General features: G+C 53.6%; 17 protein-coding genes and 1 pseudogene. 14 read left to right on the forward strand and 4 right to left on the reverse strand.

Going from position 1 to position 19,968, the window contains the following annotated elements; translation table 11 throughout:
• Positions 1–973, reverse strand: a pseudogene (locus ACTH3S_RS09915) (phosphoribosylformylglycinamidine synthase); the annotation flags it as partial.
• A gap of 280 nt (positions 974–1,253) precedes the next feature.
• On the opposite strand from ACTH3S_RS09915, the gene mltF reads away from it, so the two are divergent.
• Entirely contained in the window at positions 1,254–2,768 is a 1,515-nt protein-coding gene (mltF, locus tag ACTH3S_RS09920) for a membrane-bound lytic murein transglycosylase MltF (protein ID WP_441808849.1), read from the forward strand.
• 3 nt (positions 2,769–2,771) lie between these two features.
• Here mltF and ACTH3S_RS09925 read toward each other — a convergent pair whose 3' ends face one another.
• Positions 2,772–3,242 (reverse strand): regulatory protein RecX, encoded by a 471-nt coding sequence (locus ACTH3S_RS09925; protein ID WP_441808850.1) that lies wholly within the window; start codon positions 3,240–3,242, stop codon positions 2,772–2,774.
• A gap of 143 nt (positions 3,243–3,385) precedes the next feature.
• Here ACTH3S_RS09925 and ACTH3S_RS09930 point away from each other — a divergent pair, with 143 nt between their 5' ends.
• A complete protein-coding gene (locus ACTH3S_RS09930; protein ID WP_441808851.1) occupies positions 3,386–5,860 on the forward strand; it encodes a DUF349 domain-containing protein in 2,475 nt (824 codons plus the stop codon).
• Between the two features lie 12 nt (positions 5,861–5,872).
• On the opposite strand, the gene ACTH3S_RS09935 is transcribed toward ACTH3S_RS09930, so the two are convergent.
• On the reverse strand, positions 5,873–6,136 hold the full coding sequence (locus ACTH3S_RS09935; RefSeq protein WP_441808852.1) for a late competence development ComFB family protein: 264 nt from the start codon (positions 6,134–6,136) through the stop codon (positions 5,873–5,875).
• Between the two features lie 210 nt (positions 6,137–6,346).
• Here ACTH3S_RS09935 and ACTH3S_RS09940 point away from each other — a divergent pair, with 210 nt between their 5' ends.
• The 4 genes from ACTH3S_RS09940 (at position 6,347) to ACTH3S_RS09955 (ending at position 12,997) form a co-directional block, all read left to right on the forward strand.
• On the forward strand, positions 6,347–7,555 hold the full coding sequence (locus ACTH3S_RS09940) for an acetyl-CoA C-acetyltransferase (RefSeq protein WP_441808853.1): 1,209 nt from the start codon (positions 6,347–6,349) through the stop codon (positions 7,553–7,555).
• Positions 7,556–7,587: 32 nt separating this feature from the next.
• Positions 7,588–9,738, forward strand: a complete 2,151-nt coding sequence (locus tag ACTH3S_RS09945) for a 3-hydroxyacyl-CoA dehydrogenase NAD-binding domain-containing protein (protein ID WP_441808854.1) — start codon at positions 7,588–7,590, stop codon at positions 9,736–9,738.
• A gap of 299 nt (positions 9,739–10,037) precedes the next feature.
• Positions 10,038–12,209, forward strand: coding sequence for a carboxy terminal-processing peptidase (locus ACTH3S_RS09950; RefSeq protein WP_441808855.1), 2,172 nt, complete (start codon positions 10,038–10,040; stop codon positions 12,207–12,209).
• Positions 12,209–12,997, forward strand: coding sequence for a helix-turn-helix domain-containing protein (locus ACTH3S_RS09955; protein ID WP_441808856.1), 789 nt, complete (start codon positions 12,209–12,211; stop codon positions 12,995–12,997). Before ACTH3S_RS09950 ends, ACTH3S_RS09955 begins: the two co-directional genes overlap by 1 nt.
• On the opposite strand, the gene mtnA is transcribed toward ACTH3S_RS09955, so the two are convergent.
• Positions 12,986–14,065 carry an S-methyl-5-thioribose-1-phosphate isomerase gene (gene mtnA / locus ACTH3S_RS09960; protein ID WP_441808857.1) on the reverse strand — a complete coding sequence of 360 codons (1,080 nt, stop codon included), beginning with the start codon at positions 14,063–14,065 and terminating at the stop codon, positions 12,986–12,988. The genes ACTH3S_RS09955 and mtnA overlap by 12 nt on opposite strands.
• Before the next feature lie 159 nt (positions 14,066–14,224).
• On the opposite strand from mtnA, the gene ACTH3S_RS09965 reads away from it, so the two are divergent.
• From ACTH3S_RS09965 to rdgC, 8 genes are read left to right on the forward strand one after another with little or no spacing between them, the layout of a single operon-like run.
• Positions 14,225–15,565 carry a TRZ/ATZ family hydrolase gene (locus tag ACTH3S_RS09965; protein ID WP_441808858.1) on the forward strand — a complete coding sequence of 447 codons (1,341 nt, stop codon included), beginning with the start codon at positions 14,225–14,227 and terminating at the stop codon, positions 15,563–15,565.
• A gap of 35 nt (positions 15,566–15,600) precedes the next feature.
• Positions 15,601–16,317, forward strand: coding sequence for a bifunctional 2-polyprenyl-6-hydroxyphenol methylase/3-demethylubiquinol 3-O-methyltransferase UbiG (gene ubiG / locus ACTH3S_RS09970; protein WP_441808859.1), 717 nt, complete (start codon positions 15,601–15,603; stop codon positions 16,315–16,317).
• A complete protein-coding gene (locus ACTH3S_RS09975) occupies positions 16,307–16,969 on the forward strand; it encodes an HAD family hydrolase (protein ID WP_441808860.1) in 663 nt (220 codons plus the stop codon). The genes ubiG and ACTH3S_RS09975 overlap by 11 nt, the downstream gene beginning before the upstream one ends.
• 45 nt (positions 16,970–17,014) lie before the next feature.
• Complete coding sequence (locus tag ACTH3S_RS09980) at positions 17,015–17,764, forward strand: YciK family oxidoreductase (RefSeq protein ID WP_441808861.1); 750 nt, start codon at positions 17,015–17,017, stop codon at positions 17,762–17,764.
• Complete coding sequence (locus ACTH3S_RS09985) at positions 17,764–17,997, forward strand: glutaredoxin family protein (RefSeq protein ID WP_441808862.1); 234 nt, start codon at positions 17,764–17,766, stop codon at positions 17,995–17,997. The genes ACTH3S_RS09980 and ACTH3S_RS09985 overlap by 1 nt, the downstream gene beginning before the upstream one ends.
• A 13-nt stretch (positions 17,998–18,010) precedes the next feature.
• Positions 18,011–18,781 carry a peroxide stress protein YaaA gene (gene yaaA, locus ACTH3S_RS09990; protein WP_441808863.1) on the forward strand — a complete coding sequence of 257 codons (771 nt, stop codon included), beginning with the start codon at positions 18,011–18,013 and terminating at the stop codon, positions 18,779–18,781.
• A gap of 40 nt (positions 18,782–18,821) precedes the next feature.
• Positions 18,822–19,022, forward strand: a complete 201-nt coding sequence (locus tag ACTH3S_RS09995; protein WP_441808864.1) for a DUF2788 domain-containing protein — start codon at positions 18,822–18,824, stop codon at positions 19,020–19,022.
• Positions 19,023–19,041: 19 nt separating this feature from the next.
• Entirely contained in the window at positions 19,042–19,968 is a 927-nt protein-coding gene (gene rdgC / locus ACTH3S_RS10000) for a recombination-associated protein RdgC (protein ID WP_441808865.1), read from the forward strand.

Genomic DNA, 19,968 nt, shown 5'->3' on the forward strand with positions numbered 1-19,968 from the left:
CACGGCCCGTTGCACCTTCATCACGAATTTCACCACCAGAACCGGTTGCCGCACCTGCAGCGGGAGCAATGGCTGTCGGGTGGTTGTGAGTCTCCACCTTCATAAGAATGTGAATGTCTTCCTGATTGTAACCGTAAACGCCGGTTACAGGATCCGGGAAGTAGCGACCGCCACGGCTGCCGCGAATAACCGAGGCGTTATCCTTGTACGCAGACAGCACGCCTTCGCTGTTCATCTCAAAGGTGTTCCGGATCATGGCGAACAGGGATTTTTCCTGCCCTTCACCGTCTATATCCCAAGAGGCGTTAAATATCTTATGGCGACAGTGCTCTGAGTTTGCCTGCGCAAACATCATCAGTTCAACGTCAGTCGGATCCCGTTCAAGACCGACAAACGATTTCACCAGGTAATCGATTTCGTCATCAGCCAGCGCAAGGCCAAGGCGCCTGTTTGCGTCCACTAGCGCCTTCCGACCGGCGGCCAATACAGACACGCGCTCCAAAGGACGCGGCTCTTCATGACTGAACAACAACTGAGCGCCGCCCATTTCATGGAAGACTTTCTGAGTCATGCGGTCGTACAGCAGCGCGGCAACTTTTTCACGCTGGTCCAGGCTAAGCTTTTTGCTCGACTTGATATAAAACGCCGTACCACGCTCGATGCGCTGAATCTGGCGCAAACCGCAATTACGGGCAATATCTGTTGCCTTGCTGGACCAGGGAGACAGGGTTCCCGGGCGCGGCACAACGAGGAAGAGCACGCCGTTTGGCTCTTCAGCCGACACACTGGGGCCGTAGGTTAGAAGTCGATCAAGGATGGCCTGCTCGGAATCGGAAAGCGCGCCCTCCATATCCACAAAGTGCATGAATTCAGCATAAACATGCTCAACTTCGGGCACAATGGCCTGAATCCTGGCGTACAGTTTATGAGAGCGGAATGGCGAAAGCGCGGGTGCGCCGCGAAGTTCAAGCATGATATCAACCTGTATCGCGCGAAACGGGGAAGTCCGGGTGCATTCTGAGAAGGCGCATATCATACTTGAAAGCGGTGCCGGGATACAGCGCCGAAAAGGTTATTCCCTTGGCCTACAATTGACATTATTTTGCATGGTTATTGATCAACTTGATTGACCCTCGTTTCAGCAGCAGGGATCATGTGGGCGTGGACATGGACACCACGCCCAGAAAGACACCGGATGCTACTAGCCATTTTACGTGCATCCCGATGATTTAGCGGTAACGGAGAACAGGGACTTGCCGAGAATCCTGACTGCATACAGTACAGCGACGGCCTACACATCACTCCTCGCATGCACCTTGACCTTAACTCTGCTGACCCTCACCGGATGCAGCCAGCCAAGCACGTTGCAGGAAATCCGTAACGAGGGCGTACTGCACGTAATTACTCGTGTTGCGCCCTCCATATACTATAAGGGTCGCGAAGGCCCTACCGGTTATGACTACGAGCTAGCCAAACTCTTCGCCGAAGAACTTGGCGTTAAACTCCGGCTGCGGGTTGCCGAAGACAACACAGAAGTTCTGTCCGTACTCTCCAGAGATTTTGCGCACATTGGGCTGGCCGGTCTTTCTTCGCAACCACTGTTCGAAAACCTGTACACAGCACTTCCTACTGGCATCGAAGCGCAATCAATCGTTGTTTACAATCGCGATGTAGATCGCCCTAAGGCTCTTACAGATCTTATCGGGCAGACCCTTCATTTAGTGCCCGACAGCAATCATGAGTATCAGCTTCAGGCTCTCACTGGCGTAACTCCAGATATTTTCTGGCAAGTTCATCCAGGCCTGGATGCTGCAGGCATACTTGCTCGAGTGGAAACCGGTGAACTGTCTTACGCGGTTGTCTCGTCAAACGAACTCGATCTCAACCACGTGTTCTTCCCTCAGGTAAAACAAGGGTTTGCTCTTGGTGACGCAAAAGAACTGGCATGGCTATTCCCGGCAAATCAGGACGACTCACTCGTTGGTGCAGCAAAGGCATTCCTTAAGAAGGTGCACTCAAACGGCATCATCGCACAGCTTTCCGAGAGATTTTACGGCCACCTAGATCATTTGAACTATGTAGGCGCACGCACATTTATGCACCACGTAGAAAACCGGCTGCCCAGCTACGAGAGCCTATTCCGGGATCACGCCTCTATATTCAATATGGACTGGCGCCTACTTGCTGCCATTGGTTATCAAGAGTCACATTGGCGCCCCAATGCCATTTCCCCAACCGGGGTTCGTGGGTTGATGATGCTTACGCGCAACACCGCAAACTACATAGGCATCAACAACCGGCTGGACGCGGAAGAGAGCATTCAGGGTGGGGCCAAATATTTCCGCATGGTTCACAAGAAGATTCCTGAACGCATCGCAGAACCAGACCGCACCTGGTTTGCTTTGGCCTCATACAACGTGGGCTACGGACACCTGGAAGATGCCCGCAGGCTAACGGAAGGCGCTGGTAAAAACCCGGATAGGTGGATGGATGTGAAGGAGTTTCTACCGCTGCTGGCTCAGAAAGAATGGTACAAACAGACCCGCTATGGGTACGCCCGTGGCCACGAACCTGTCCTCTATGTGCAAAATATTCGCCGTTACTATGACGTGCTCGCGCGGATGATGAAGCCGACGGAAGAGCTAGCCGCCAAAGACTCCTCGTTTGTCGGCTTAGAGCAGAACCCTGAAAACTCGCTAAACGAAGAAGGGAGTGACATGCGAGCCGGCATACCCCCAGAACTCGGAATGATACCGCCAACGCTCTAACACCTAGAACTCTGAAGCCTCAAGCGCCCGCTCCACCTGGCTAGCAGTGAATCCCCGACGAGTAAGAAAACGAGCCTGACGCATTTTTTCATCCCATTCGTCACTCAGGTCGCACAGGCCGAAACGTTTTTCTCTCAACACAAGTGCATTGTGAATCCAGTCTGCCTCAGCAAGCTCACCAAGGCAGTCCGGAGTGCTATGTATACCGCGCTGCTGCAGCTCTGCCAGCACTTTCAGAGGGCCATAGCCCCGATCAATACGTTGCCGGGCGTACACATCCGAAAATCGGTCGTCATCCAACCAGCCTTTGTCCTCATAATCATCCAGAACCGACGAGATCACCGAACCATCAAGATGGCGCTGTCGCAATTTCAGCGTTAACTCCTGCCGGCTATGTTCACGGCGGGCAAGCAATCTCAAGGCCACCGAGCGCGCCTTGTATTCCTGATCATCGCTATTTTCCTGTTTTACCATTCAACCCTTCCCGGAAACGCTCACAAAACGCTAGACTAGCCCCGCGTTTAATATGTACCCGGCTCTCTGGTGAGCGCCGATGGCCGGTGCCGGCTTACTTTGCCCGACACCGTAGACTGGTTTCAATCCCTAAGGATATCTTCATGGCTGCATTCCTCCAGAAACTGTTCAAATCCCGCAAACCCGCTGCACCCACCCGCAAGACGCCGGCTCGTGCGCAGCCAACGGCCGTGCCAGCAGAGGACAAACGAGCAGAGCAAAAAAATGAATTGCGGGAAGAACAGCTTCAGGCTCTACAAGCCAGCCCGACTCAAAACGTCGCAGCGGGCCTGGCTAACGAGGGGGTAACGGCAGACATCCGGTTCAGAGCCGCCAATCTTCTGCAGGATGCAGAACTCCTTCAGCGCGTGCAAAAGCAGGCCAAAGGGCGGGACAAAGGCGTGTACCAAGTGGTACGACAAAAACTACAGGTTATACGCGAAGAGCAAGCCCAACAAGAAGTCGTGTCCGGAACCATTGCTTCGCTGATCAGTAGCGCCCGCGACCAAGCAAAAAGCGACGACACAAAACTCTATGGAGCCCGGCTGGACACACTTCTCAGCCAGTGGGCCACAGTGGAAGCCAGTGCATCGCCAGACCAATTAAGCGAGTTTCTTGAATCTGCACACCGCTGTCGTGAACGCCTCACTGATATACAGGCAACTCAGGATACAGAAAAGCACCAGCGGGAACAGCGACTTCAAAGAGAGGAAACTTTGGAGTTGATGGCCCAGACCCTGAATAATCTCCAACATCAGCCCACTGAGACACTTGCCTCTTTGGCCTCACTGGATGCCCTGCAAAAAACCCAGGAAAACCGTTGGCTGGAAGCAACCCGCGACACGCAAGTTGAAAAGTCGCAACAGAAAGCCTACGAAGCGTCCATGATGACGCTGCGCAACTACATGAACGCAGTCCGCCATATTGGCCAGGCAAAAGAATCACTACTCGCTATCTCTACGGTAGTGGATCAGGACGCTAGCCCTGAAGACCAACAGCGTGCTTCGGATCTGCTGAAAGAGATTAACTGGCCAACTGGCTTCCCTGCTCCAGATCTGCTGGACTCTGCGCGCAAGCTTGTTGGCAAACCGAAACCTGTCACCAATAAAAGCAGTGACGATCAAAAGCAGCAGCAGGCGTCTTCAGATGATCTGAAAGCGACCCTAGACAGGCTGGATGAAGCACTTGAAGCCAAACAGCTTAAGGAATCCCGGCAGCTTCTGAAAGCGGCACAGCAACATTTGAAGGCACTTGACCACCGCCATAGCAAAAGCTTTCAAGCCCGCGTGCAGCTACTTACCGGCCAACTTAGGGAGCTGACTGACTGGCAAGGATTTGCCACCGAGCCCAAGCAAATCGCTCTTTGTGAGCAGATGGAAAACCTGGCAGAACAATCGACGGAACCGGAAGCAAAATCCGAGCGTATAAAGGAACTTCAGAAAGAATGGCGGGAACTGGGCGGTTCGTCAGACCGCATATTGTGGTCACGTTTCAAGCAGGCGTCTGACAAGGCCTATGAGCCTTGCAAAACTTACTTCAAAGCCAAGTCTGGTTTGAAGCAGGCAAACCTGGAAAAGCGCAAAACGATCTGCACCGAACTGGAACATTTTGTAAATGCGGCAGACTGGAGCACGATGGACTGGAAAGCCGTTGAACACATTCTGCAGACCGCCCGCCAGGAATGGAAATCGGCTTGGCCGGTAGAGTTCCGGGATAACCGCCAAGTACAGAAGCAGTTTGATGATCTGCTTAGAAAGCTCGAGACGCCCATTGATCAGGAGCGCGAGAAGAACGAAGCAATGAAGCAGGCAATCGTTGAACAGGCACAGACTTTGACGGCACACGATCCTCTGCATGAGGCCATGAACAAGGCGAAAGCACTGCAGACGGACTGGAAGGCCGTCGGAATCACCCGTCACCGGGAAGACCGAAAACTATGGCAGGCATTTCGCAAAGCTTGTGACGAAATATTTGCCCGCCGTGACGCCGAACGTTCGGAACAGCAGAAAGCGGCGCAGGAAGCCGATACTGCCGCTGAAGCGGTGCTTCAACAGGTTGCAGACGTAAGCTCAACCCAAGGCGAACAAGCCCTGGAACAAGCCGCAACCGCCCTTCGCGGCCTCGATGCATCGCAAACGTCAGCGACCATAAGAGAACAAATCCAGAGAGAAAAGCAGCGGTTGAGCAAGGCTATTGCGGCACAAAAGCTCAAAACGGGCATCGCTGAATGGCAGGCGCTTGTACTCGCCCGCACAGAAGACGACATACCAACGGATACGTTACCGGGCAAATGGTCAGCTCTTGCAGAAGGTCTGGGCGAATTGAATGATCAAGAAATCGTCATTCGCGCAGAAATACTTGCCGGCATACCGTCGCCGGAAGAAGACCAAAAAAAACGCATGGAAATACAGGTTCAGCGGCTGACCGAAGGCATGGGATCCACTGAAAAAACAGACAACTCGCTCCAGAGTGTGGAGGGTCTAGTAGCCAGTTGGTGCGTTAAACCGGCTAACGGAGGTGCAGACCTATCGCTGGCAAGCCGTTTAAACAATGCACTGGATAGCCTGATCGAAAACTAAGCATTCGGTGCCCTACTCCCGCTGATGCTCTCTAACAAAATCCCTGGCGCCCTCAACGGCGTTCAGGGATTTGTCTTTCATACCCCTGAGTTCTTCATCCGCTAGATAAAACATCATATCAATAGTGTGTCGGTAGTAACGGGGAGGTAGCCGGTTCAAGGCCACACACATAACGTCAGTCAAGAAATCTGCGGTATCGCCCGGCTCTCTCGTCGCATCAATAGCGTCTACTATCAAGCGTTCGTAAAAGTTGTCGATGGCATCTCTGTAAGACATGACTTTTGCCTCCTAAATCCACTTGAGAGCATCTAAAAAATACACAATGCTATCGGTAAACATAGAAGCAGGGATCTCGCCTGTCACTGTCTCTGAGCAATTTCGCCAATCCGATTGGCAGGCCGCGTCATTACCTACAAAGCTATCAAAGGGCTATGGTGACAGTTCCTGTAAGTAAATCCCCAAGCAACAATCATCAGAGGACAAAAAATGACCACCGAGGCGTATATCTTCGATGCGGTTCGCACCCCCAGAGGGCGTGGAAAGAAAAACGGTTCACTGCACAGTGTTAAGCCTATTACACTGCTAACCACTGTACTCAATGCGCTGCAGCAGAGAAACAACCTGGACACCTCGCAGGTAGACGATATTGTTCTCGGCTGCGTGAGCGCCGTTGGCGACCAAGGTGCAGATATTGCCAAAACCGCAGCACTTGCCGCTAACTGGGACGAAAAAGTATCGGGCGTTACCCTCAACCGCTTCTGCGCCTCAGGTCTTGAAGCCGTTAACCTGGCCGCCATGAAAGTCCGCTCTGGCTGGGAAGATATGATTGTTGCCGGCGGTGTTGAGTCTATGTCCCGCATCCCTATGGGGTCTGATGGCGGCGCCTGGGCGATGGACCCGCAAACCAACCTGCACACCGGCTTTATGCCCCAAGGCATTGGCGCAGACTTGGTTGCCACACTGGACGGCTTCACTCGTGAAGATGTAGACGGTTTCGCGGTGAAATCACAGCAAAAAGCAGCCAACGCCTGGAAGAACAACTACTTCGCCAAATCCATCGTGCCAGTTACCGACCAGAGTGGCGTTGTTATTCTGGATCGAGATGAGCACGTTAGAGGTGACACCACCGTAGAATCTCTTTCTGGCCTGAAGCCTTCCTTCCAGATGATGGGTCAAATGGGCTTCAATAGCGTAGCCCGTGAAAAATATCACTACGTGGAAACGATCAACCACGTTCACCACGCGGGTAACTCTTCCGGCATGGTAGACGGCGCAACCTGCATGCTGATCGGCAGTGAAGAAAAAGGCAAAGCCCTAGGCTTGAAGCCCCGTGCCCGCATCGTAGCCACTGCTGTTACCAGCACAGATCCCACCATTATGCTCACAGGCCCAGCCCCTGCTACCCGAAAGGCGCTGGAAAAAGCCGGCATGACGATCGATCAGATTGATCTGTTTGAAGTAAACGAAGCCTTTGCCTCCGTGGTAATGCGTTTCCAGAAGGAGCTCTCGGTTCCCGATGAAAAAGTGAACGTGAACGGCGGCGCCATCGCCATGGGCCACCCTCTCGGTGCCACCGGCGCCATGATTGTCGGCACGCTGCTGGATGAGTTAGAGCGTCGAGATTTGCGCTTTGGCCTGGCGACTTTGTGCGTCGGCGGCGGCATGGGCATTGCCACCATCATTGAGCGGGTCTGAACCCCACACTTTTTCTGCAAGGAGAACCGATTATGAGTGCTATCCGTTACGAACTGGGTTCAGATCAAATTCTAATCCTCACCATCGACATGCCGGGGCAATCCGCGAACACCATGAACGCGGCGTTCCGTGAAGCGCTCGATGAGACGGTCAGTAAAGTTCAGGGCGACTTGGATAACATTCGCGGCATTATTGTTGCCTCTGCCAAGAAAACTTTCTTTGCCGGTGGCGACCTGAACGAAATTCACAAGGTTACCCGCGACGACGCTCAAGCCTTTGAAGATATGGTCAACAGCATGAAAGCCCAGATGCGGTCACTGGAGACCTGCGGTAAGCCGGTGGTTGCTGCGATCAACGGCACGGCGTTGGGCGGCGGTTATGAAATTGCCCTAGCCTGCCATCACCGCATCGCCTTGAATAACAACAGCATTCAGCTAGGCCTTCCTGAAGTAACGCTTGGCCTTCTGCCCGGCGGCGGCGGTACTCAGCGCCTGCCTAGAATGATTGGCCTGGAAGCGGCTTTCCCGCTGTTGATGGAAGGCAAAAAGCTACGTCCTACAGCGGCACTGAAAGCCGGCATGATTGATGAACTGGCCGATTCAGTCGACGACATGATGGCTAAAGCAAGGGCCTTCATCGAAGCCAACCCTAAGTGCCAGCAGCCTTGGGACAAGAAAGGTTTCAAACTACCTGGTGGCGCCCCCCATCACCCAGCCATGGCACAGAAGCTGGCGATTGCGCCAGCCATGCTGAAACAGAAAACCAAAGGCTGCTACCCAGCACCAGAGCGCATTATGTCTGCGGCTGTTGAAGGTGCACAGGTAGATTTCGATAACGGCAGCCTTATCGAAACCCGCTATTTTGCCGAGTTGGTTATTGGCCAAGTGGCCAAGAACATGACTGGCACTTTCTGGTTTCAGCTGAACACTATCAATGGCGGGGGCAGCCGGCCAGAAGGCGTAGAGAAAGCATCCTTTAAGAAAATTGGTGTACTAGGCGCAGGCATGATGGGCGCAGGCATCGCCTATTCCACTGCCAGCCGTGGCATGGACGTGGTTCTTAAGGACATTTCCCTTGAGAGTGCTGAGAAAGGCAAGAGCTACTCTGAAAACCTGCTGGCGAAAAAAGTCAGCCGTGGTTCCATGACCGAAGAGAAAAAAGCAGACGTACTGGGCCGCATCAAAGCCACAGATTCTGCCGCTGATCTGGAAGGTTGTGATCTGGTTATTGAAGCGGTGTTTGAAGACAGCGACCTGAAAGCAAAAGTAACCGCAGAGGCCGAACCAAAGCTGGTTAAAAACGGCATTTTTGCGTCGAACACCTCAACCATTCCTATCACCCAGTTGGCCAAGGCTTCTGACAAGCCCGAAAACTTCATTGGGCTGCACTTTTTCTCTCCCGTAGACAAGATGATGCTTGTAGAGATCATTGTTGGCGATCAAACGTCGGATGAGACACTGGCCAGAGCGTTCGATTACGTTCAGCAGATTGGCAAGATTCCTGTGGTTGTGAACGACAGCCGTGGCTTCTTCACCTCCCGTGTGTTCGGTACCTTCGTTAACGAAGGCATCTGCATGCTGGGCGAAGGCATTCACCCAGCGAGTATCGACAACGCTGGTTTGCTGGCAGGCATGCCGGTTGGCCCTCTGACAATCAGCGATGAAGTCAGCCTGACTCTGATGCAACACGTTCGCGATCAAAGCAAAAAGGATGTTGAGGCAGCTGGCGGTACCTGGACGTCACATCCCGCAGAAGCCATTATCGACCAGATGGTTAACGACCACGGCCGCAAAGGCAAAGCAGCTGGTGCCGGCTTCTATGAGTACCCAGCCAAGGGCAAGAAACACTTCTGGCCAGAGCTTGAAGCTCGCTATGTGAATCAAGAAAAAGCCAGCCAAGTGAAACTTCAGGATCTGAAAGACCGAATCCTGTTCATTCAGGCCATCGAAACCGTTCGCTGCCTGGAAGAAGGCGTATTGCGTACCGTAGAAGATGCCAACATCGGCAGCATTTTCGGTATTGGGTACGCACCCTGGACTGGAGGTGCCATACAGTTTATTAACCAGTACGGCGTGAGAGCGTTTACCGAGCGAGCCAAAGAACTGGCTGCAGCTCACGGAGAGCGTTTTGCTCCGCCTGCTCTGCTGCTTAAGCATGCAGAGCAGGAAAAGCCGTTCGTCTGAGATGTCGAAGTGGCGGAGGGGCCAGCCCCTCCGCCACATTCTCTATTTACAACACCCAAAACCGACCGCGCCCAACTCCTACTGCCACACTACTGGCCCTGCTCAATCCTTTCAAAACCTCTTGAAATATAAAAACTTTCACACAGTAGATCGAAATCTTCATGGACAGATTGTCACGAACCGATACGCCGTGCCTATAGCAACGGGTGTAGCCCTTGCCTACAATAAATCCATAAGCCCACGGGTTAACCGATTCCAGATCTGTCTGGCGGGTACCCAGCATCGTCAGGTATGTCTATATGACCATCGCGGAAAAAACATCTGTCCGTCACGCGCCTTTTAACGCCGGCCGGATGGGTGTGTGCAAAGCGCTCACTGTTGCGCTGCTGCTGTCGGCACCCTTTAGCGTGCAGGCAAAAGCGGTCGAAGCACAAGCGTACACACCGGTCGCACCAACGATTGACCAGGCACGAGCCAACATTCTCATTGCCAGGCAACTGCAGTTCACCCACTTTCGCGACCTGGGTATCAGCGACAAACTTTCGGGCGATGTGTTTGATGCCTACCTGAACTATCTGGATGGCCAGCGCGTTTACTTGACCGGCAAAGATATTCAGACGCTCGACAAAGTCAGAAACCGCTTAGGGTCAGCACTTAAAACCGGCCAGCTGCAGCCAGGTTTTGACATTTACAATCTGGTTCAGCAGCGCATCATAGAACGCCTCCAGTTTGCCCTTGAGACTCTTGATGCGGGCATTGAAAATTTAGACTTCAGCTCCGATGAGAACATTCTTCTTGATCGTTCTGAGACTAAGTGGGAGCCAAACAAACAAGCTCTTGATGAACTGTGGAACAAGCGCATAAAAAATGCGGTGCTTGCCCAGCGCCTCAACGGCACCGACGATGAAGCCATTACGGACACTCTAAAGCGTCGCTACGAAGGCCAGCTCAAGCGCGCGTACCAGGCCCGCAGCGAAGATGCCTTTCAGGCCTACATGAATGCCTTTACCGGCATGTGGGACCCACACACGTCTTATTTTTCACCACGCACGTCTGAAAACTTCAACATCAATATGAGCCTGTCCCTGGAAGGTATTGGTGCCGTTCTTCAGGCGGATAATGAGTACACCAAAGTTGTTAGACTGGTTCCGGGTGGCCCTGCCTCCAAGCAAGGCCAACTCAAGCCCGCCGACAGGATTGTCTCCGTGGCGCAAGAAGACGAGAAACCGGTTAACGTGATCGGCTGGCGTCTGGATGAGGTAGTCGATCTTATCCGAGGGCCACGTAACTCCGTGGTTACCCTTGAAGTGGTACCTGCTAGCGCGACCGATGAAACCCTGACCAAATCCATTGCCATCAGCCGTGATGAAGTGAAGCTGGAAGAACAAAGCGCCAGCAAAGACACCATCGAGCTCCAGCGCAATGGCGAAAAATACACCGTTGGTGTAATCACCATTCCTACGTTCTATGCTGATTTCCGCGCCATGCAGGCAGGAGATCCGAATTACAAGAGCACTACCCGTGACGTACGGAAGCTGATTGAAGAACTGCAGCAAGATGGGGTGAACGGCCTCGTAATAGATCTGCGTAACAACGGTGGCGGGGCCCTGCACGAGGCAAATGATCTAGTTGGCCTGTTTATCGACACCGGCCCTACCGTGCAAATTCGCAACTCAAGTAATGAAGTGCAGGTTCTGAATGACGAAGATGCGTCTGTTTCCTACGATGGACCTTTGGTGGTTCTAACTAACCGCATGAGCGCCTCGGCCTCCGAGATTTTTGCTGGCGCGATTCAAGATTATGGCCGCGGCTTAGTCGTTGGTTCTCAAACCTTTGGTAAGGGTACGGTACAAGCCGTACGCCCGCTCAATCACGGCCAGCTCAAAATCACCCAATCGAAGTTCTACCGTGTATCCGGCGGCTCAACCCAGCATAAGGGCGTGATTCCAGATATCGAAATTCCCTCGCGTATCGACAAAACTCGCATCGGTGAAGATGCACTGGATCATGCCCTACCCTGGGATCAGATCGACTCGGTTCCACACACCCGATATTTCGATTTTAGTGGAATTATCGAGGATCTCCGCAAGCGTCATGAGGATCGTTTTGCCAGTAGCCCGGAGTTCAGACTTCTCCAACAGGAGATTAATTTCCTGAAAGAGCAGCGCCAAAGGAAGACCGTGAGCCTTAATCTTGATGAGCGCACCACTGAGCAGGAACAAATCGAACGCACCAGGCTGACCATCGCCAACGCGCGTCGTGAGCTACGTGGCGAAGATTCTTTTGAGACTTTGGATGAACTTGAAGATTGGCAGGATCAGCAGGCTGCAGATCTCGGGTCTACTGACGAAGAGCTGGACTTTGTGATTCGCGAAGGCGGCGACATTATGGCAGACATGCTTGAACTGGACCGACGGATGGCATCCATTCTAACGCCACAACAATTTGCGGCTCAGGCCAAGGCCAGGTAGTGGTTCAGAAGACCGACAAACAGCGAGCCGGCGAACAAGAAAGCCAGAACAGAGCGCGTGCGCTGCAGGACATGTTGTTGGATGCACTGCATGCCATGCGCTCTCAAGAGGAAGTGGATGAGCTACGCAAACCCACCGCTTCAGAAAAAGCCCCAGAAGGCATTATTGACCGACTAGCCAGCCTGACCGGATCAGCATTCCGCTTCGGAGCCCGCGCTACAGACACCTCCTTGCGTGTCGGCCGCGCGTTGATCAACTCTCAAGATCAACTCCGCGCCATGCTGGCCGCAGGCCAGTCTTTAAAGGACATCCGGGAAGTCGCCGGGCTGACGCTATCGGAGATGAGCGAGGCGCTCCACCTTCGCGACAAGTCCGTTCTTGAAGCCATTGAAAATGGCACGGCTACGCTTTCCTTCGAACTGATTCTTCGCCTTACAGCCTTGATAGCCCGGAACGATCCCATTCCGTTTATCATGCGCACCACCCGCAACTACAACCCTGAAGTGTGGCAGGTCCTGAACGACTGGGGCGTGGCTAGAGTACCGCTGCAGTTTGAGAGAGAACGGGAATTCATCAATATTTTCCGCCGCCATGATTCTGCGCGCACGCTCTCAGATGAAGGCTTTCGCAAGGTGCTGGAGTTCACCCGGCATAGTTTTGAGATGTCACTGCACTTTGTGGAGGACCAGGAAAGACAGGTCGAGGAAATCCGCGCCAGCTTTGAAACACAACAAAGCGAGCTGCCTGACGACAAGGCTCCAACCAGAACCAAGCCCTCAACCAAATAGCCCCTGCATTGCCGTTTTGTTCGGGTTCCGCACGGCCCCCCTCTCTGTAACGATTACGTCAATCAGATTTGCGGGCGTCACATCGAATACCGGATTAAATACAGACACACCTTCTGGTGCCAACGGAATACCGCGAACTTCCCGAACCTCAGTGCCGCCCCGCTCTTCAATGGGAATCTCTGCACCAGACTCTAACGACATATCCACGGTGCTGGAAGGTGCCACCACCATAAACCCAACATTGTGATAACGCGCCAGTACTGCAAGGCTATATGTACCAATCTTGTTAGCCACATCACCATTGGCTGTAATTCTGTCGGCACCAACAATGATCCAACTTACTTCGCCCGCAGCAAGAATAGCCGCCGCAGCGCCATCTGCATTCAGTGTCACTGGAATACCCTCCCGCATCAACTCCCAAGCCGTAAGGCGACTGCCTTGTAGCCATGGCCGGGTTTCATCCGCATACACTTGCGTCAGCAGTTTTTGCTCGTGAAGCCGGCGAATAACACCTAGCGCCGTGCCATATCCACCGGTTGCGAGGGCACCTGTATTGCAATGAGTCAGAACAGAAATAGGCTTAGAGCCGCCAGAGTCTGCAAAAAATCCCATGGCCTCAAGTGCGTGATCGGCCATGGCAAGATTACCAGCAAGATCTTCCTGATGAATGGCGATCGCCTCATCCGCCAGCCGTACCTGAGCTTCGCGAAGTGAGCCACAACCGTGGAACACCCGCTCCATTCGCTGCAAGGCCCAAAACAGGTTAACAGCGGTTGGCCGGGACGCGGATAATTCATGAACAGCTTGTTTAATTTCAGCTTTCCAGCCTCCAGCTCCGGCATGCCGGGCCGCCAGTGCCACACCGTAAGCCGCGCTAATACCAATAGCCGGCGCACCGCGCACCACCATGTTCTGAATGCTCTGCGCAACACCGGAAGCGTTTTCCAAGGTTATCCAGTGCTCCTGAGCCGGCAACAGGCGTTGATCAAGCAGTTCCAGGCTGATGCCTTGCCACCGGAGAGCGACCGTACCGGTGGCACGAAAAGAAGATTCTGTAGGGTTATTCATCGCTTGGCTCTCGTTTCATGGCACATCTAATAACGCGTTTCACGACGCTGAAAACAGCCAGTATAACGGTTATACTTACGGGCTACATTTCATTGTCCGGCGCGTTTGAGCACTTTCTAAGTGCAACCTACTTCGTAGCCGGTACGCAAGGCAGAGTTAATGACGGCAGACACCATCACCGCAGCCGATATTCGCATCAACGCTCGTTGGTTGATCCCCATTGAACCGGCCGGAATCGTGCTTGAGCACCAAGCCGTCATCATTCAGGGCGCCAGAATTGCAGCGGTGTTACCCGTGGCACAGGCAGATCGCGAATTCCGTACCCGGGAGACCATTGACCTGCTCCACCACGTGGTTATGCCCGGGCTGATCAACATGCATGGCCATGCCGCTATGTCGCTGTTTAGAGGCATGGCAGACGACCTCCCCCTGATGACCTGGCTGAATAATCATATCTGGCCGGCAGAAGGCCATTTTGTCAGCGAGCAGTTTATTGCAGACGGCACACAACTGGCCATGGCAGAAATGCTGAGAACCGGCACAACGACCTTCTCAGACATGTATTTCTTCCCCGAGATAGTGGCCCAAATGGCCCATGATACCGGCATGCGTGCGCAGGTATGCTTTCCTCTGCTTGACTTTCCCACGGCATGGGGCGCCGGGCCAGACGAGTACCTGAGCAAAGGCGAGGCGCTGATCGATGCGTGGAAAGGCGACGATTACATCATGCCTGCAATTGGCCCACATGCGCCCTACACCGTATCCGACGGCCCCTTGATGGATGCCGCTGCACTCTCAGAACGCACAGGCGCACGGATTCAAATTCATCTGCATGAAACCGAATTTGAGGTGGCAGAAGCCGTAGAAAAACAAGGTAAACGCCCGATTGAGCGACTCGCTCAGCTTGGCGTTCTTGGGGCCAACACCCAGTGCGTTCACATGACCCAGATTGGCGACTCAGACATTGCCCTGCTTGCAGGCACAGGGGCGCACGTCATCCACTGCCCAGAATCCAACCTTAAGCTTGCCAGTGGCCTGTGCCCGGTGCAGAAGCTGATGAAGGGCGGTGTTAACTTAGCAATCGGAACAGATGGCGCAGCCAGCAATAACGACTTGGATATGTTTGGCGAAACCCGCACCGCCGCTATGGTTGCGAAAGTGGTTGCCAATGACGCCGCCGCGCTAAGCGCCCATGACGCCCTTCATATGGCTACGCTCAACGGCGCCAAAGCTTTGGGGCGAGAACACGAAATAGGCTCACTCATGGCAGGTAAACTGGCAGACGTTATTGCCGTTGACCTTAGCGATCCGTTTATTCAGCCGGTTTACGACCCCGCTTCGCACCTTGTATACAGCAACCATGGCCGGGCAGTAACCCATAGCTGGATTAACGGTGTACCTCAGGTACAGGATGGCAAACTGACGCGTATTGATGTTCCAGATCTTATGCTTCGCGTTGAGGGCTGGGCTGAAAAAATCCGCCAACAACAAGCCGACTAACAGAATTCCGACAGATGGATCAGGCTGAACGTAACATGACAAATCAGAACGTTGACCATAACGAAATCGCCAAGTTTGAAGCCCTTGCCAGTCGCTGGTGGGACCCTACCAGCGAGTTCAAGCCACTACACGACATCAACCCGCTGCGCCTGAACTATATCGACGAGCGTGTATCACTTGCCGGTAAACGAGTGGTAGATGTGGGCTGTGGCGGCGGGTTGCTATCCGAGGGCATGGCCCTGCGTGGCGCCCATGTAACCGGGCTGGACATGGGCGAAGCGCCACTGGCCGTTGCACGATTGCACGGTTTGGAAAGCGGGATACAAGTGGATTACCAGAAAATCACCGTTGAAGAACTGTCCCGCGACCCAGAGCATGCCGGCCAATACGACGCGGTTACCTGCCTGGAAATGCTGGAGCACGTGCCAGACCCGGGTTCGGTTATCAACGCCTGCTCTGCACTGCTCAAACCCGGCGGGCACTTGTTTATCTCCACCATTAATCGCAACCCGAAATCCTTCCTGTTTGCTATTGTTGGTGCCGAATACGTTTTGAGCTTGGTTCCCAAAGGCACCCATGAGTGGAAGAAGTTCATCCGCCCCTCGGAAATGTCCGATTACCTGCGCCATGCCGGGCTGGATGTACGTGAACTCACCGGCATGACCTACAACCCCGTTACCCGCTCTTACAAACTGGGTCGGGATGTGGATGTTAACTACCTGATGCACGCCCGAGACACCCGTGAAGACTGAACAACCCTCAACCGTACTGTTCGACCTAGACGGCACACTGATCGACACAGCGCCGGATTTTATCCGCTGCCTGAACGAGCTACGCCAACAGCACCGGCTTCCAGCACTGCCGGCAGAGCACATTCGCCGATCCGTATCCAACGGTGCCCGGGCCATGGTTCGGGTGGGCTTTGGTCTGGAGCCCGAGCACCCGGATTACCTTGCCAGACACACCGCCTTTTTGGATCTCTACGAGGAAGGTGTCGCCGTTGAGACCTGCCTGTTTGAAGGCATGGACGCCCTGCTTCAGTCTTTGGAACAACGAGGAATTCCCTGGGGCATTGTAACCAACAAACCCGTGCGCTTTGCCGCTCCGCTGGTTCAGGCTCTAGGCTTAGCAGAACGCTGCGCATCGCTGGTCTGCCCCGACCACGTCACCGATCGCAAACCACATCCGGAAGCCCTTTTTCTTGCCTGCACACAGATCGGCGCAGACCCCACCCTAGCGGTGTACGTAGGCGATCATGTGCGAGACATAGAGGCCGGGCGCAACGCCAACATGAAAACCATCGCGGTGCGATATGGCTATATCGAGGAGCCTGAATCCGTTGACCTATGGCAAGCAGACATCATCGCAGACACCGTCAACGACCTCGCAAAGCTGTTACAATAGCGCGTTTAAAATGGATCATTTCTCAGCTTGATACGGAGACAGGTTATGCAAGATTACCAAGCACCCGCTGATCTTCTGAAAGACCGCATCATACTGGTGACCGGTGCAGGCAGCGGAATCGGCCGTACAGCCGCAAAAACCTATGCAGCTCATGGCGCTACCGTGGTTCTTGTGGGGCGCACCGTAAGCAAGCTGGAATCGGTGTACGATGAAATCGAGGCCGCCGGGCACCCTAAGCCGGCCATTGTGCCGATGAATTTTGAAGGCGCTGCGGTAAAGGATTACGAAGAGCTGGCCATGACTCTGGAAGACAACTTCGGGAAACTCGATGGCCTGCTGCATAACGCTGGAATTCTAGGCGACCGCAGCCCAGTGGAAATGTACGACCCGGAACTCTGGAACAGGGTGATGCATGTGAATGCTACGGCCCCCTTCCAGCTAAGCCGCGCCATGATCCCATTGCTGCGCAAATCTGATGCTGCGTCGATCATTTTTACGTCCTCCGGTGTTGGTCGCCAAGCCAAAGCATACTGGGGCGCTTATGCCGTCTCCAAGTTTGCCGTAGAAGGGCTGAGCCAGCTTCTGTCGGAAGAGCTGGATGACGAGCGCACCAACGTTCGGGTAAACAGCCTGAACCCGGGTGCAACCAGAACCAATATGCGAGCCCATGCCTACCCGGCAGAAAACCCGAATCAGAACCCGACGCCAGAAGAGCTGATGCCAGTCTATTTATACCTAATGGGCAAAGACAGCGCTGGCGTAAACGGCCAGAAAGTGGACGCCCAGCCAAAATAATGGAGCTGCTTTTTTACACTACGTCTCAGTGCCACCTGTGTGAGCTCGCCGAAGCTCTACTTGTGAGCACGCCGATGCCAGCGCCGATACCTGTAGATGTGGTGGATATCGCTCAATCAGGAGAGCTGGTAGAGCGCTTCGGCACCCGAATTCCCGTACTCCGGCGCAGCGATACCGGGCAGGAACTCGACTGGCCATTCACTCGCGATCAGTTACTCACGTTTCTGCAATGAGGAATTATCCAACATGTTGATGGTTATCTCACCCGCCAAAACCCTCGACTACGAGAGCCCGCTGGCAACGAAAACCTATACCAAACCAGACTTTCTGGACGACGCCTGCGAACTGATAGATCAGCTCAAAGAGCTTGAGCCGCATCAGGTGAGCAACCTGATGAGCATCAGCGACAAGCTGGGCCAGTTGAATGCCGAACGTTTTCAGAGCTGGCACACGCCCTTCTCCCTGAAAAACGCTCGCCAAGCTGTGCTGGCGTTTAAAGGCGATGTATACACTGGGCTGGGTGCAGACAGCTTCAGCGAACAGAACTTCAGTTTCGCCCAGAAGCATCTGCGCATGCTGTCTGGACTGTACGGCATTCTCAGGCCTCTTGACCTGATGCAGCCGTACCGGCTGGAAATGGGCACAAAGTTCGAGAACAAACGCGGCAAGGATCTATACGCCTTCTGGGGCCAGCAACTCACCCGCGAGATCAATAGCCAGCTTGAGAAAGACGACGGGGTACTGGTAAACCTGGCCTCGAACGAGTATTTCAAAAGCGTGAAGAAGAAAGACCTTGAAGGGCGACTGATTACCCCCCAATTCAAAGATTGGAAAAACGGTAAATACAAAATAATCAGCTTTTACGCCAAAAAGGCACGCGGCCTAATGTGCCGCTACGCCATCCTGAATCGCATTACCAATGTAAACGACCTCAAGGGTTTCGACCTTGATGGCTACTATTTCAGCGAAGACCAGTCCGACAAAAACAACTGGGTTTTCTTGCGAGATGAACATTAGTTAGGCGGGACACTAACCCAGAGTAAGTTCGGAGAAAAACATGAATGAAGCAGTATTTTCCCAGATCGCCATGCTGGTGTTTCTGACAGCACTTATTGGTTGGATGGGCTTCATTGTTTGGGACCTAGCCAAAAAATCCCAAGCCGGAAAGTTTGGTACCATCGCCCTTTTTACAGTACTGGGGGCCGGTGTGGTTGGTTTCATCGTAAAAACAGTACTAGTAGAGGTTATGCAAATATGACAGATAAGGATCAAGCCTGATGTGGTTTCGCAACGCCCGCGTTTTCCGTTTTACAAAGCCGTTTGATATCTCAGCCGAAGAGCTGGAAGAAAAGCTCAGCACAGATGCATTCAAGCCCTGTGGCCCGCAGGAAACGACTCGCCAAGGCTGGGTACCGCCTCTTGGCAAACACGGTGAACTGCTGGTTCATAGTGCCAATGGCTATCACCTGATTGCCCTGCGCAAGGAAGAAAAAATCCTGCCAGGGCCAGTGGTAAAAGATGCCGTTGAAGAAAAAGCTGAAGCCATTGAGATCGAACAGGGTCGCAAGGTTCGCCGCAAGGAAAAGGATGAAATCAAAGAGCAGGTGATGCTGGAAATGCTGCCCCAAGCATTTTCACGGAACCGCCGCAGCTTTGCGTACCTGGCGCCAAAGGATGGTGTTCTGGTGGTTGATGCCGGCTCTGCGAAACAAGCGGAAGACCTGGCCTCAACCCTGCGCAAAAGCCTGGGTTCCCTGCCCGTGCGCCCGCCCGCAGTGGAGCAGGCACCGATCTTTACGCTCACCGGCTGGCTGAACGAAACAATCGACCTGCCCAGCACCGTGGTACTGGGCGATGAATGTGAGCTAAAAGATCCATCGGAAGATGGCGGCGTGGTTCGTTGCAAAGGCTTGAACCTGAAAGCAGACGAAATCCGCAATCACCTGGAAGCTGGCATGGAAGTGACCAAGCTGGCCATAACCTGGGACGACAATGTGTCGTTCATGCTGGATGAAGAAATGGGCATTCGCCGGCTGAAATTTGGCGAAACGCTTCAGGATCAGCTCGACGATGTAGAAGTAGATGACGCGGTGGCAAAATTTGATGCCGCCTTCACCATCATGACCTTGGAATTGTCCAAACTGATTCCAGGTTTACTCGAAGCCCTGGGCGGTGAAGACCGCTCGGCCATCGTCGAAGAGTAA

Origin of the sequence: Marinobacter sp. (assembly GCF_052094685.1) — a bacterium.
Classification (GTDB): Bacteria; Pseudomonadota; Gammaproteobacteria; order Pseudomonadales; family Oleiphilaceae; genus Marinobacter.